This window comes from Marmoricola sp. OAE513, assembly GCF_040546585.1.
Lineage (GTDB): Bacteria > Actinomycetota > Actinomycetes > Propionibacteriales > Nocardioidaceae > Marmoricola.
On record NZ_JBEPOC010000001.1, the window covers coordinates 2,671,096 to 2,685,330 of the forward strand.

Here is a 14,235-nt window from a genome sequence, read left to right on the forward strand (position 1 = left end):
TATCCACCGGCCCTCCCGGGCGCGGAGCGAGTGTCGGGGGCCGTCTCTAGCGTCTGGCAGACACGAGCTGCCGAAGACAGGCGCGCAGGACCTCGAGACAGGACGAAGGACATGGCTGGCACCAAGACCCCGATGGACAAAGAGCGGGACAACAAGGACAAGGCGCTCGACATGGCCCTTGCCACGATCGAGAAGAACTACGGCAAGGGTTCGGTGATGCGTCTCGGTGACGAGGTCCGCGCCCCCCTCGAGGTGATCCCCACCGGGTCGATCTCCCTCGACATCGCGCTCGGCCTCGGCGGTCTGCCGCGCGGTCGCGTCGTCGAGATCTACGGTCCGGAGTCCTCCGGTAAGACGACGGTGGCCCTGCACGCGGTTGCCAACGCGCAGGCCGCGGGCGGCATCGTCGCCTTCATCGACGCCGAGCACGCGCTCGATCCCGACTACGCCAAGGCGCTCGGTGTCGACACCGACGCGCTCCTGGTCTCGCAGCCCGACAGCGGTGAGCAGGCGCTCGAGATCGCGGACATGCTGATCCGTTCCGGCGCGCTCGACCTGATCGTCATCGACTCGGTGGCCGCGCTGGTGCCGAAGGCCGAGATCGAGGGCGAGATGGGCGACAGCCACGTCGGCCTCCAGGCCCGACTGATGAGCCAGGCGCTGCGCAAGATGACCGGTGCGCTGAACAACACCAACACCACGATGATCTTCATCAACCAGCTCCGCGAGAAGATCGGTGTCATGTTCGGCTCGCCGGAGACCACGACCGGCGGCAAGGCGCTGAAGTTCTACTCCTCGGTCCGCCTCGACGTCCGTCGCATCGAGACCCTCAAGGACGGCACCGACATGGTCGGCAACCGGACCCGGGTCAAGGTCGTGAAGAACAAGGTCGCGCCGCCGTTCAAGCAGGCCGAGTTCGACATCATGTACGGCCGTGGCATCTCCCGCGAGGGTGGCTTGATCGACGTGGGTGTCGAGCAGGGCATCGTCCGCAAGGCCGGCGCCTGGTACACCTACGAGGGTGACCAGCTCGGTCAGGGCAAGGAGAACTCGCGCGGCTTCCTCAAGGACAACCCCGACCTCGCCAACGAGATCGAGAAGCGCATCCTCGAGAAGCTCGGCATCGGTCCGACCCTCGACGCCCCGGCCCGACGCCGCCGCACCGCCGAAGGTGATCGACCCCGATGGCATCGATTTCTGATCCGGAGCAGGTAGCCAAGCTCTTCGGTGTCGCCCACGAGCCTCTCCTCGTGGGCGACGCCGCACCGGCGCGGTCGTCGAACGAGCCCCGGCGGACTCCTCACGAGCGTCGCTCGTCGAGCAACTCCCGGTCGTCGAGCTCGTCGAGACGCGGTGACGAAACCGCAGAGGCCATCGCCGACGACACTGACCGCGACCTCGGCCCCGAGGCCGATCCCGAGTCCGTCGGCCGCAAGATCCTGCTCGACCAGCTGACCGGACGCGCCCGAAGCCGTGCTGAGCTGGCGAAGAAGCTGGGGCAGAAGAACGTCCCAGCGGAGATCGCCGAGCGGCTCCTGAACAGGTTCGAGGAGGTCGGCCTGATCGACGACGCTGCGTTCGCTCAAGAGTGGGTGACCCAGCGGCAGGAGGGCAAAGGACTCGCTCGCCGCGCCCTCGCCCAGGAGCTCCGCCGCAAGGGTATCGACGACGAGGTCGCGCGGGCAGCGCTGGACACCGTCGAGACCGAGGACGAGGTCGAAGCCGCGCGCCTGCTGGTGCAGCGCAAGCTGCGGTCGATGCGCGGACTCGACCAGCAGGTCGCGATCAGGCGTCTGGTCGGCATGCTCGCCCGCAAGGGTTACTCGAGCTCGATCTCCTTCCGGGTGGTCCGCGAGGAGCTCGACGCCGACCTCAACGACCCGGAGCACTCCGGCCTCTGATCGCCGAGCGGGCTCAGATGTCCCGCCGAGCCCCGCCGAGCGGGCGCAGATGTCCCGCCCAGCCACTTCGAGCGGGCGCAGATGTCCCGCCCAGCCACTTCGAGCGGGCGCAGATGTCCCCTTTGGCTTTCTCGACGTTCTCCGGTGCGCCGGGCTCGGTTGCCCGACACTGGGAACGTGAAGGAACGGGGATTCGTCGCTGCGGCCGCTGCTTCGCTGGTGCTGCTCGCCGGCTGCGGCGGCTACACCGGGCAGCGCCCGCCCGAGGACGAGCCGGGCGTAGCGAACGGGCAGGGCGCGAACGGCAACGGTGACGGTCCGGCCGTTCCGAACCTCTCCATACCGCCGGTGACAAGCCCGGCATCGGCCTCGACCGCGTCCAAGGCACCGGCCTCGGGGCCTGCGTCGGGATCGGCGAAGCCGTCGAAGGCTGCGACCAAGGCTTCCACGGGCTGCGGCAAGGTGGGCAAGGTCAACCTGATCGGTTTCGTCGCGACCAGCAAGATCCGCAAGTCCGTGCAGAGCTTCCGGGTGACCCTGAGCCAGGGCACGTTGTCGCGGACGGCCTGGACCGCTGACGACCTGAAAAACCGCCACGGCTTCCCGGTGGTGCCCGGTGTCGGCGTGGAGGGTGACAACTTCACCTTCGTGCTCGGGGGCAGCGGCAACAGGCCGACCGCACTCCCGGGCTCTTGGAACGCCGAGACCAAGGCCACCTTGCTGATCGAGGGACTCGCTGGGGACGGCCGCTCGATCTACCAGCAGAGCCGGACCTTCAAGTTCAAGACGACCTACCCGAACGGGAAGGCCTGCGACAAGACGCCGGCGCTGAGCTTCGGCACGAAGTTGACCGAGGCGAACCGGATCTCGAAGAGCTGAGCGTCAGCCGCCCAGCGCCTTGAGCATCCGCTGCCCGACCTCGCTCAGGGTCCCGTGCGCATCGGCGACCCGGCACCAGTCGCGCGTCATCGTGGCGAACTTCGCGGGGTTGTAGATGTCCTCTTCGCGGATCAACCCGCCCTCGTCGTCGAAGGTCAGGATCGTGATGTTCGATTCCTCGTGCACCGAACCGTCGCCCGGGTCGCGCATGATGTTGCGGACGTCGAGGATCACCCGGTTCGTCGGGTAGTCGAACACGTACCACTTCGGCGGGAAGCCGATCATCTCGTTGCCGGGGAACTCGTCGACCATGGTCTTGACGATCCAGGCGCGGATCTCCTCGCGACCGTTGAAGTCGCCGTACACGTGCTCGCAGTAGGTGGCGTCCTCGGTGAAGATATCCGCGAACTCTGACCAGTTCCGGGTCTGGCAGATCTCCTCGACCTTGTCGAGGTAGCGCTGGAAGCCGGACTGCAACACGTTCTCGTTTTCGCTCACCGCGCCATCAAACCACTCGCGGCAGAATGTGGGAATGCACTTCGAGGTACTTCGTACGCAGGCACGAACAGGGGAGTCCTGGGCCGCCCTGGCCGACCGGCACCTGCCCGAGCCCGGGCCGGCTCTCGCGGTGGACCTCTCCGGCGACCCGCTGGTCTTCCGGACCGACCCGTCCCAGCGTCTCTCGGTCCGGCCGATGACGGCCGGCGACCTCGCCGACGTGACCCGATGGACCAACGAGCCGCACGTGGCCCAGTGGTGGGACGAGAACCGCTCGGCGGACCAGGTCGCCGCCTACTACGGGCCGGCGCTGGCGGGGGAGGATCCTACCCGGCTGTGGATCTGGGAGGTGAACGGGCGGTCGGTGGGCTTCGGTCAGGACTACCGGATCAGCGACCACCCCGAGTACGCGCTGCTGTCCTCGAAGCCTGACGCGGTCGGCATCGACTACGCGATCGGTGAGCCGGCGTTCGCGGGGCGGGGGTTGGGCACGAGCCTGATCTGGGTCTTCCTGCGCGACATCGTCTGGCCGGCGTACGCGGGGGTCACCGAGTTCTTCGCGGCGCCTGACCACCGCAACGCGGCCTCCCTCAGGCTGCTCGACAAGCTCGGCTTCACCCGCGGGCTCTGGTTCGACGAGCCGGGGTCCGACGGCAAGGTCGACACCGTCATCGGGTGCTCTCTCGATGTGGCGCAGGTCATGGGTCTTAACCTCTCGACCGCGGAGGTTACCGAGGAGTAACATCTGGCCATGGCCAACGTTGCTGATCTCTACAAAACCACCACCACGCTTCCAATCATCGGACCGCTGGTCGGTGAGCGCCTGTTCTCCCTCGCGTTCGCGCAGAAGGCGCCGTACTTCGCGAGCATCCACCCGCGGTTCACCAAGATCGAGCCGAATTACGCCGAGCTGGTGATCCCGAAGCGTCGTTCCGTGCAGAACCACATCGGCACGGTGCACGCGATCGCGCTGTGCAACGGCCTCGAGGCGGCGATGGGCGCGCTGGCCGAGTCGACCATCCCGAAGAACAAGCGGTGGATCCCCAAGGGGATGGACATCTCCTACACCGCCAAGGCGACCACCGACATCACCTGTGTCGCGGAGACCGATGCCGAGCAGTGGACCAGCGACAACCCCGACCTGCACGTGCGGGTCAAGGGCTACCGCACGGACGGCGTCGTGGTGATCGAGGGCGTCATCAAGCTCTGGGTGACCGAGAAGCCTTCGAAGGACGCCTGACCGCCAACGGTCGTCGGGCCGCCCCCGGTCGTCGAGCTTGTCGAGACGTCCTGACGTCGGCAGTGACCTCACTGCATCTCGGCAATCTCGATGACCGGGGCAGCTCGATGACCGGGGAAGCTCGAGGCCCGACCTGCATGACGCGCGTCACGTCCCGATTCGTACCGCAGTAGGACGCGCTCGGCCGGCCCGCGCCGGGACACTCTCCCCATGAGCTCCGAAGCCGGTACGTCCTCCCCGCTGGCCCGGCTCGCGAGGTTCACCATCGCCAAGGCGCCGTGGATGATCGGCGGCTGGCTGCTGTTCGTGATCGCCGTCAACGTGCTGGTGCCCCAGCTCGAGGTCGTCGTCGCGAAGGACAGCACCCCGTTCGTGCCCGACACCGCGCCGTCGCTGCGCGCGGTCAAGGACATGGACGCGACCTTCGGCAACGGCAAGAGCCGTTCATTCATCGTCGTGGTCGCCGAGCGCAAGGGCGGGCTGACCGCCGCCGACACGACCTTCGTCACGGGCCTGGCTGAGCGGCTGGAGAAGGACACCGAGAACGTCACCTACGTCCAGGACGTCAGCGAGCCGCAGCTGCGCGAGGCGTTGACCAGCAAGGACGGCGAGGCGACGTACTTCCAGGTCGGCCTGCCCGGCTACACCGGCGCCCCGACGTCGGTAGGACAGGTCGAGTCGATCCGCGAGGATGCCAAGTCCGGCAAGCCCGACGGTCTGGACATCAAGGTCACCGGTGCCTCCGCGACCGTCACCGACATGGTCGTCGAGGTCGAGAACAGCATCCTCAAGATCACCGCTGTCACGATGGTCGGGATCGCGCTGATCCTGTTCCTCATCTACCGCTCGGTCGCGACCACGGCCTTCGTGCTCGGCATCATCGGCGTCGCTCTCGGCGCCGCCCGCGGCATCACCGCCCTGCTCGGCAACGCCGACGTCTTCGACGTCTCGACCTTCACCGGCTCGTTCCTGACCGGTGTGGTCCTCGGCGCGACCACCGACTACGCGATTTTCCTGATCAGCAGGTACCACGAGCTGCGGCGCGAGGGCCTCGAGCCGGAGGAAGCCGCCCGTACGGCGTCCTCCCGCGTCTCGGCCGTCATCATCGGCTCGGCGCTCACCGTCGTCCTCGCCAACGCCTGCCTGGGGCTGGCCCACGTGGGCCTGTTCCGTACGACGGGACCGGCGATCGCGGTCAGCGTGCTGCTCGCGCTAGGCATCTCGCTCTCGCTCACCCCGCCGCTGCTGGCCATCCTCGGCAAGCGCGGCCTTCTGGAACCACGGAAGCGTCCGAGCAGCTCGCGTGGCTGGGAACGACTCGGCAAGCAGGTCGTCGCCCACCCAGCACGCGTCCTGGCCGCGGGCGTCGTCCCGCTCGTCGTCCTGGCGGCGTTCTTCCCGGCGTTCACCCCGAGCTACGACGAACGCAGTCCGCAGCCGAAGGACACCGAGAGCAACCTCGGCTACCGGGTCATGGACGCGCACTTCACCAAGAACGAGGCGCTGCCGGACTTCGTCTTGATCACCGCCGACCACGACCTGCGCAACCCGACCGATCTGGCCTCTCTCGAGCAGGCCTCGGCGGCAGCCGCCCGCGTGGACGGTGTCACCTCGGTGCGCGCGGTCACCCGCCCGACCGGTACGACGATCCAGCAGGCCTCGCTGCGCAACCAGACCGGCGTCATCGGCGACAAGCTCGAGGACGCGGGCAAGCAGCTCAAGGCGGGCGAGAAGAAGACCGACCGGCTCGTCGACGGAGCCGGTGAGCTCGACGAGGGCGCCACCCAGGTGGCCCGCGGGGCCGGCGACGCCGCGGACGGAGCCGGGCGGCTGCTCACGGGTGTCGAGAAGCTGCACGCGGGCCTGGAGAAGCTCGCCGCCGGAAGCGGATCCGCGGCCGGCGGCAGCACGCAGCTGCGGCAGGGAGCCGATCAGCTCGCCGACGGACTGGAGGCTGCTGTCAGTCAGACCCAGCTCGCGGTGGACGGCCTCGGCCTGGCTCACCAGGCACTGGGCAAGAGCCTCACCTGCGGGCTGGACCCCTACTGCAACGGCGCCCGCGACGGCATCAAGAAGATCTGGGTCGCCGAGCGGGACCAGCTCGTCCCGGGCCTGCGTGCTGCAGCGAAGGGCGCGCGTCAGCTCGCCGACGGCGCGGTCGACCTGGAGACCGGGCTGCGGAAGATCCGCAACGGCCTCGACACCGCCGAGAACGGGTCCGCCCAGCTCGTCGACGCCCAGCGCACCCTGTCCGACGGTCTCGGGAAGCTGGCCGACGGAACCGGTCAGGTCGCCGACGGCACCGGACTGGTCGCCGGCGGCACCAAGAAGCTGGCCGGATCGGTCACCGAGCTCCAGGCCGGGCTGAACGCCGCGGCGACGTACCTCCAGGGCGTGGCGAGGTCGACCCCGCCGTCCAGCGGCGGCTTCTACCTGCCGCCCAGCGCCCTGAAGGACTCCCGGTTCGCGCTCGCCAGCGGTGCCTACCTGTCGCCGGACGGCAAGGTCGCCCGGCTGATCGTGCTCGGTGACTCCGACCCGTTCGGTCGCCCTGCCGCCGACCGTTCCGGTGACGTCACGGACGCGGTCACCGAGAGCCTCAGCGGAACGAGCCTGGAGGGCAGCAAGGTCGCGGCCACGGGCATGGCCTCCACGAACGCCGACATCGCCGAGCTCTCGCAGTCGGACTTCCGGCTGGTCGCGATCGCTGCCCTGATCGCGGTCTACCTGGTCCTGCTGCTCCTGATCCGCAGCATCGTCGCGGCCACGTTCCTGCTTGCCTCCGTCGTGCTCTCGTACGCCGCCACGATGGGCCTGGCGATCCTGGTCTGGCAGATCATCGGCGGCACGCCGATCGAGTGGACGGTGGCCTGCATCGCCTTCGTCCTGCTGGTCGCGGTCGGGGCGGACTACAACCTGCTGCTGATCAAACGCGTGCACGAGGAGGCGCCGGACGGCTCCCGTGAGGGGGTGGCCCGTGCGGTCGCGCTGACCGGTGGCGTGATCACCGCGGCCGGCGTGATCTTCGCGGCATCGCTGTTCGCGATGATGAGCGGTTCGGTGACGACGCTGGTCCAGCTCGGCTTCACCGCGGGCATCGGCCTGCTGATCGACACGTTCGTGGTGCGCACCCTGGTGGTGCCGGCGTTCGCGGCGATCGTCGGGCCGAAGCTGTGGTGGCCCTCGAAGGTTCCCGCGTCCACCGACTAGGACGAACGACCCCACGCCCGTGGGGAGCGTGGGGCCGTCCGAGCTTTCAGGTGACTAGCGCACGACCTTGAAGGTGAAGGTCTTGCTGGCCGATGCCGTCCCTCCCGTGGGGTGCAGGACCACCTTGAGCGGGTAGCTGCCCGCGACGCTCTTCGCCGGCAGGAGGAAACCTGCGGTTCCCTTGTTGAGGACGAGCTCGTCCTTGATCAGCACGCCGGCGTAGTAGACGTCGATCGCGCCGGTGACCTTCGGGCCGAAGAGCGCACCGGTCGCCACCACGATCCCCGGCTTCTTGTTGACCTTCCCCTTGAGCGGGAAGACCGCGATGGTCGTGCCGAACTTGGTGACCGCGACCTTGTTCGAGGTTGCTACCCCGTCAGCGTGGTCCTCCAGCGAGGCCGTCACCCGGACCGACAGCTTGTGCCCGACGTCCACCTTCTTCACCGTGTACGACGTCCCCGTGGCGTTCGCGATCGGGAGGCCGTCGAGCAGCCACTGGTAGCCGAGGGTGACACCGTCGAGGTCCCAGGTGCCGCCCTTCGCGGTCATCACGCCACCCGGCAGCGAGTTGCCCTCGATCAGCGGGTCGGTGGTGGCCACGGCCGGGTCGAGCAGGGCGACGGCCACGTCCACCGAGCCAAGCGTGGACTCGGTGCTGGTGGTCAGGTCGGTCGCGATCTTCCTGATCCCGTCGGCCGTCACCGTGGCGGTGCCGTCCTTCTTCGCCTTGAACTTCAGCTTCACCAGCGTGGCCTGACCGGTGGTCGCCGGCGAGGTGCCGAGCTTGGTGTGCACGACGTGCAGGTCACCGCTGCCGGTCTCGTCGACGTACGTCGCACCGCTGATGTCCGTGGTCGCACTGCCGGCCACGTAGCTCAGCTTGGAGGCGTCGAAGCCGAGGTCGAGGTCGTAGGCGTACAGGTCGGTGGCGCCGGTCGTGGCCACGGTGATCTCGACGGTGTCCCCGATCTTCACGTCGTTGTCGTCGACGGTGACCGTGTACGGCTCGACGCTGGCGGGGGCTGCCGCGACCGTCGGGCTGACCGGCGGAGCCGCGGGCGCGAGAGCCGGGTAGAGCGACGGTGCGGTGCGCCACTTGGTGGCCTGCTCGTAGGCGTAGGTCAGGCCGATGAGCTTGCCCTCGTCGTACGCGCGACCCAGGAACTCCAGGTTCACGCCCAGTCCGGTACCCAGGGCGGAGTTGTCGGCCGCGATGGTCTGGCCCATCGGGATCGACACCGCCGGCAGGCCGGTGTTCGGGCTGAGCCGGAGGTTGGTGCCGATGGTCGTGTAGACCCCGGCGCTCGGGTAGATCAACGCGTCGTAGGCCCCCTCGTCCATCGCCGCGGTGACGGTCGCGCGGCTGGTGTTGATCACGTTGGTGTGCGAGGCCATCCAGCTCGCGTACTGCGTGGGCGTGATCACCTTGCGCTGGTTGAACGTCGAGAGCCGCGACGGCACGTACCTGCCGGAGTCGATGATCCCCTGCATCGTGTTCGCCGTGACCCCCGGGTTGAGGTGGTTGGCGATGTAGATGTCGAGGTCGTGCTTCATCTCGCTCGTGCTGCCGCTGCCCTCGTTGAGCGTGGCGGAGATGTTCGGGATCGTGATCGGACTGACGGTCGCTCCGAGCTCGGTGAGCTTGGCGACGGCCTGGTCGAAGAGCCGCTTCGGCACGCCGCTGGTCGGCACCATCGAGGCGACGTAGCCGAACTTCTTGCCCGTCAGGGCCTTCGGGTCCAGGTAGGACGTGTAGGACGTCGGCACCTTGCCCGACTGCCCGGAGGTGACCGGGTCGTTGGGGTCGACGCCGGTGACCGAGTCGAGCGCGATCGCCGCGTCGGTGACCGACCGTGCGATCGGGCCGCCGGTGTCCTGCGACAGCGCGAGCGGGACGATGCCGTCGCGACTGGCCAGGCCGACTGTCGGCCGGATGCCGACGAGCTGGTTGTACGACGACGGGACCCGGATAGAGCCGCCGGTGTCGGTGCCGAAACCGATGGCGCCGAGGTTGGCCGCGATCGAGGCTCCGGTGCCGCCGCTGGACCCGCCGGCCGTGCTGGCGAGTCGGTACGGGCTCGCGACCAGCTTGGAGGTGCCGGACGGGAGGTAGCTGGAGTACTCGGACACGAAGCCGAACGCGAACTCGTCGAGCGTCGCCTTGCCCAGGATGATCGCGCCGTCGGACCTGAGCCCGTTGACCATGAACGCGTCGTCGGAGGTCTGGTTGGCGTCCCAGCAGCCGCAACCGGCCGTGGTGGGCATGTCCTTGGTGTCGTAGTTGTCCTTGAGCAGGATCGGGATGCCGTCGACCATGCTGCGCGGGCCGCCGTTCGCGGCACGGGCGGCGTCGCTGGCGGCGGCGGCCTCGAGCGCGACGCTGCTGGCGGTGATGATCGAGTTCAGCGCACGACTGTGGGTGTCGTCGGTGAGCTTGTCGTACGCCGCGATCCGGTCCAGGTAGGCCTGGGTCAGCTGGACGCTGGTGACGACACCGGCATTCATCGCCTTCTGCATCTCCACGGCGTCGGACTCCAGCAGCTGGAACGGGCCGTCGTCGTACAGCAGGCGTCGGCTCAGGTCGGCGACGTCAGTCGCGGTGATGCTGAGGTCACCGTCGTAGTCCGCGGCGGACACGGCGCTCCAGCCGGCGTCGGTGCTGACGGTGCCGAGCGCGGCACCGAGCGCGTCGAGGTCCGCGCGGGTCAGCTGGCCGTCGCCGGTGATGTCGCCCTTCGTGTAGTACGGCGCGAGGAAGCCGGCCGAGGTGGCCGGCGCGGCCGGCGGGTCGGCCTCGGCCTTGCTGGCGCCGACGGCGAGGGCGGCGATCGACAGGCTGGTTGCCAGGGCGATCGAGGCGGTCTTGGCAACGGTTCTGCGTGACAGCATCACGGTGGGTCCTCCAGGTGAGCAGACAAGGGGTGGGCGTGGGAGACCGAGAGGGCAGTAGCAAACGCGCTCGCTGTTTCGCGGACGGGTCAGAACCGTTTCTCGCGGCGACGAGACCCGTGAACACTGTGTTGCAGCGAATGAGACAGGGGCGCGGCACGTAGCCTGCTGCGGTGACTTCCGGAGACGCCCAGGCTGCGACGCAGTCCGAGCGACCCGACCGATCCGCCTGGCTCCCGGTCGCCCTCGGTCTCGTCCTCGTCGTTCTTGCGACGAGGGTCTACCTCCAGGTCGCGCACCCGTTCCTCTCCCACGACGACTGGGACTACCTGAATCCGGTTGAACCGGTGCGCGAGGAGTCGCAGCTGCGGCGGGTCCTGTGGGAAGGGCGCTGGCTCAACTACTACTGGTGGCGCGGGCCGGGGCACCTGTTCTCGCCCGTGGGCGCCGTGCTCCTGTTCCAGCTCTCGCTGCTGGTCTTCGCGGTGCGGATCGCCTGGACCTGGGCGACCGGCTGGCTGCGCCTCCCGGTGGTCGTCGCGGTGGCCGCGAGTCCGATGGTCACGGACCTCTCCTACTGGCCGGCGACCCTCGACCTGACGATGCTGCTACTCGCGGTCTCGGTGTGCACCCTGCGCCGGTGCGCAGCGGATCCGCGGCTCCTGGTGCTCTGGATCGCGGCCTCGACGCTCCTGATGTTCCTCACCTACCCGGCGAACGCGCTGCTCGTCCTGGTCGTCCTCTGCGTCGAGCTGCTGGACCGGCCGGTGCGCGAGCTCGTGCGGGTGGTCGTCGTGTTCCTCGCGTCGTACGGCTTGAGCACCCTGCTGGTCTTCTCGCTGAACAAGGCACAGTTCGGCGTCTTCGGCCTCGAGGTGCTGCCGTTCCGCAACCCGAACAAGCTGCGGAGCCTCGGCGACCTCGGCGAGAACGTCCGCCGCTCCCTCGACCAGCTCGGCGACCTGCTCGGGTACGCCACGGCTCCGCTGCTCCTCGGGGTCGCGGCGTACGGCGTGTGCCTGGCGGTGCCCGCGCTGCGCGAACGTGCGCTCCGCGTGCTCGCGCTGGCCGTGCTCTGCTTCGGCATACATTCCTCGGCCACGATCCTGACCGGCGCGACGATCCCGTTCCGGTCGATGGGCTGGGTGTGGTTGCTCATCCTGCTGCCGTTCGTCTGGCTGGCGCAGACCCGCCCGGTGCCGTCGCCGCGCCTGACGGCGATCGGAGCGACGGTGGCTCTCGTGCTCGTGGCGGGTTGGGGGGTCCGGTACGTGCGCGAGGGCGTCGACTACAACCAGAACCGCCAGGACGTGCTCTCCTCGGTGGAGGACGAGGTCGTGGACGCGCTACGCGAGAACCCGGATGCCCCGGTGATCCTCTTCCGCACCCGCAGCCAGGTCGAGACTGGCCGGACTTCGAAGGAAGCGCAGTACCTCGGCGCGAAGATGTATCACGACCACCGGATCCGTGCGGTCAACTGCTCGCCGGAGACCTGCCGGTTCTTCGACTCTGCGGCGGCGCGGGCCGAGCGGAAGGGGAGCGTCCGCGTCGTCGACGGACAGATCCTCGTCGCTCCGCCGCATTTCACCCCCTCCGGGCACGATGTCTAGGAGTGCGCCGCAGGCAGTTCTGGGGTGGGGCGACTCCGTCGTGGCGGCCCCTCTACCGCGCCACCCGCCACGTAGCATGCTGCGATGACCACGGACCAGCGCGCGCGTCTCCGCCTGCCGGGGGATCTCGGGCCGCTGGCTGTCGGCGTGACATTGGCCGTGCTCGTCACCGGGGCGTGGCGCCAGGTCGCGCACCCGTTCCTGGAGCACGACGACTGGGAGTTCCTGCTGCCGGTCAACCCGGAGCGGATCGACCAGCACCACTCCCGTCTGCTCGCCGAGGGACGCTGGTTCAACTACGCCTGGTGGCGGACCGTGGGACACCTGCTCACGCCGACCGTGGCTGCCCTCTTCTTCTCCGCGGTGCTGCTCCTGCTCGCCGTGCTGATCGCGCGCCGGTGGGCGCCCGGTTGGCTGTTCGTCCCGACCGTGGTGGCCCTGTTCTCCTGGCCGATGATCACCGACCTCTCCTACTGGCCGGCCACGATGGCGCCGTCGGTGCTGCTGCTGGCCGCCGCCGTCGCAACGCTCCCGTTCTGCACCGAGGACCGACGCCGGCTGATCGGGTGGGTGTTCGCCTCGACGGTCCTGGTGTTCCTCGCCTACCCGGCCCTGACCGTGATCGTGCTGGTGGTGCTGGTCGGCGAGCTGATCGACCGACCCCTGCGCGAGCTCGCGCTGCTCGTGGTCGCCTTCGGCATCGCGTACGCCGTCGCGACCGGCATCGTCTTCAGCCTCAACGGCTGGCAGCTGGGCACGTTCGGGGTCGAGGTTCGTCCGTGGCGCAACCCCAACCACCTCCACGACTTCGGCGACCTGGCGGAGAACATCAGCCGGGTCGGTGACCAGGTGCGCACCCTCCTCGGTACGGCCACCATCCCGTTCGCGATCGGCGCCCTGGCCGTGCTGGCCTGCCTGCTGCGCCCGGAGGTCCGCGACCGCGGTATCCGGCTGGTCCTGCTCGGAGTCGTCGGCTTCGGGGTGCAGTCGTCCGCGACGGTGCTGACCGGGGTCAGCACGCCGTTCCGCTCGATGGGGTGGGCCTGGCTTCTCCCGGTGATCGCGCTGGTCTGGTTGGCCCAGGAGCTTGGCCTCCCGCGCTGGCAGCGGGCGACGGCAGTGGTCGGTCTGGTGCTGGTGGCGAGCTGGGGCGTGCGGTACGACCTCGGCGTGCTCGACGACTACCAGGACCGGCGTGCGCGCTACGAGAAGATCCTGGACCGCGTCGACGTCCTGGTAGAGGCGCACCCCGGCGCTCGCATCCTGATCGTCGGGACGACGGAGGACTGGGCGAACCCCGTCTTCACCCGCGAGGCGCAGTATCTGAGCCAGAAGGCGCTCGACGACGACGGCACCGTGATGGTCAACTGCCACCCGCCGGGCTGCGCGCCGGCGGCCAACGCGCGGGTCATGCGGCTCGCGGACCGCGGGGTGCGCGCGGTGATGAGCGGCCCCTACATCGTGGTCGTGCCCACCGCGCACCGGCGCTGACGACCGGTGTCTCCTGCCGGAAGTCGTATCAGGTACTGATCAGTCCCGTTTGTCGATGGACGGGCGGGGCAGGGGTGAGGTGCAAGCGCACCGCGAAGGAGACCCCATGAAGACGCAGAACCCCCTCAGCGTCCCGGTACTCGTCGAGGACGAAGCAACCGGGCACCACCTCGACCACTCGGAGGAGAGCCCGACCCCCAGCCCGACGCACAGCCGGGCCGAGCAGGAGGATCCGCGCTGGGCGCTCTTCCTCCTGCGACACATGGGCCAGTGACGAGCGACGGGCCCGATGCGATCCGCATCAGGCCCGTCGGGGTTGGGGCGCTCGCTGGAGCGTTCGTCCCGGTTCAACTACGTCCCGGCCATGGTGGGTCGCCGTGGTGAACGCACGGGCGATCACGTCTGAACGACGGGTGACACTTGGATCGTCTAGACAGACGCGCTGACAAGAGGCGATCTGACGGAGGTGTGATCTAGGTTCTCCACCGCGCCGTTCCCTTTCTGCGCGTCGATCCAG

Annotated in this window: 11 protein-coding genes; 9 read left to right on the forward strand and 2 right to left on the reverse strand. The window is 68.9% G+C overall.

The features are described 5' to 3' along the window. Positions 1–132: 132 nt before the first annotated feature. The 3 genes from recA (at position 133) to ABIE44_RS13475 (ending at position 2,780) form a co-directional block, all read left to right on the forward strand. Positions 133–1,215, forward strand: a complete 1,083-nt coding sequence (gene recA / locus ABIE44_RS13465; RefSeq protein WP_354438394.1) for a recombinase RecA — start codon at positions 133–135, stop codon at positions 1,213–1,215. A 35-nt stretch (positions 1,216–1,250) separates the two neighbouring features. Next, entirely contained in the window at positions 1,251–1,901 is a 651-nt protein-coding gene (locus ABIE44_RS13470; protein ID WP_354438075.1) for a regulatory protein RecX, read from the forward strand. 177 nt (positions 1,902–2,078) lie between these two features. After that, a complete protein-coding gene (locus ABIE44_RS13475; RefSeq protein WP_209716762.1) occupies positions 2,079–2,780 on the forward strand; it encodes a hypothetical protein in 702 nt (233 codons plus the stop codon). 3 nt (positions 2,781–2,783) lie between these two features. Here the strand turns inward: ABIE44_RS13475 and ABIE44_RS13480 are convergent, their stop codons facing one another. Next, complete coding sequence (locus tag ABIE44_RS13480) at positions 2,784–3,278, reverse strand: nuclear transport factor 2 family protein (protein ID WP_209716759.1); 495 nt, start codon at positions 3,276–3,278, stop codon at positions 2,784–2,786. A 34-nt stretch (positions 3,279–3,312) separates the two neighbouring features. Between ABIE44_RS13480 and ABIE44_RS13485 the strand changes: the two genes are divergently transcribed. The 3 genes from ABIE44_RS13485 (at position 3,313) to ABIE44_RS13495 (ending at position 7,728) form a co-directional block, all read left to right on the forward strand. Beyond that, positions 3,313–4,020, forward strand: a complete 708-nt coding sequence (locus ABIE44_RS13485; RefSeq protein WP_209716756.1) for a GNAT family N-acetyltransferase — start codon at positions 3,313–3,315, stop codon at positions 4,018–4,020. Positions 4,021–4,029: 9 nt separating this feature from the next. Further along, positions 4,030–4,518 carry a hotdog fold domain-containing protein gene (locus tag ABIE44_RS13490; RefSeq protein WP_209716754.1) on the forward strand — a complete coding sequence of 163 codons (489 nt, stop codon included), beginning with the start codon at positions 4,030–4,032 and terminating at the stop codon, positions 4,516–4,518. A gap of 210 nt (positions 4,519–4,728) precedes the next feature. Next, positions 4,729–7,728: an MMPL/RND family transporter gene (locus ABIE44_RS13495; protein ID WP_209716751.1), complete on the forward strand. Its 3,000-nt coding sequence runs from the start codon at positions 4,729–4,731 to the stop codon at positions 7,726–7,728. A 54-nt stretch (positions 7,729–7,782) separates the two neighbouring features. Here ABIE44_RS13495 and ABIE44_RS13500 read toward each other — a convergent pair whose 3' ends face one another. After that, positions 7,783–10,617: an amidase family protein gene (locus ABIE44_RS13500; RefSeq protein WP_209716748.1), complete on the reverse strand. Its 2,835-nt coding sequence runs from the start codon at positions 10,615–10,617 to the stop codon at positions 7,783–7,785. 173 nt (positions 10,618–10,790) lie between these two features. Between ABIE44_RS13500 and ABIE44_RS13505 the strand changes: the two genes are divergently transcribed. From ABIE44_RS13505 to ABIE44_RS13515, 3 genes are all read left to right on the forward strand, one after another. Beyond that, entirely contained in the window at positions 10,791–12,227 is a 1,437-nt protein-coding gene (locus ABIE44_RS13505; RefSeq protein WP_209716745.1) for a hypothetical protein, read from the forward strand. Positions 12,228–12,311: 84 nt separating this feature from the next. Continuing rightward, positions 12,312–13,718, forward strand: a complete 1,407-nt coding sequence (locus ABIE44_RS13510; protein WP_209716742.1) for a hypothetical protein — start codon at positions 12,312–12,314, stop codon at positions 13,716–13,718. Positions 13,719–13,824: 106 nt separating this feature from the next. Next, entirely contained in the window at positions 13,825–13,992 is a 168-nt protein-coding gene (locus ABIE44_RS13515; protein WP_209716739.1) for a hypothetical protein, read from the forward strand. Positions 13,993–14,235 lie beyond the last annotated feature (243 nt).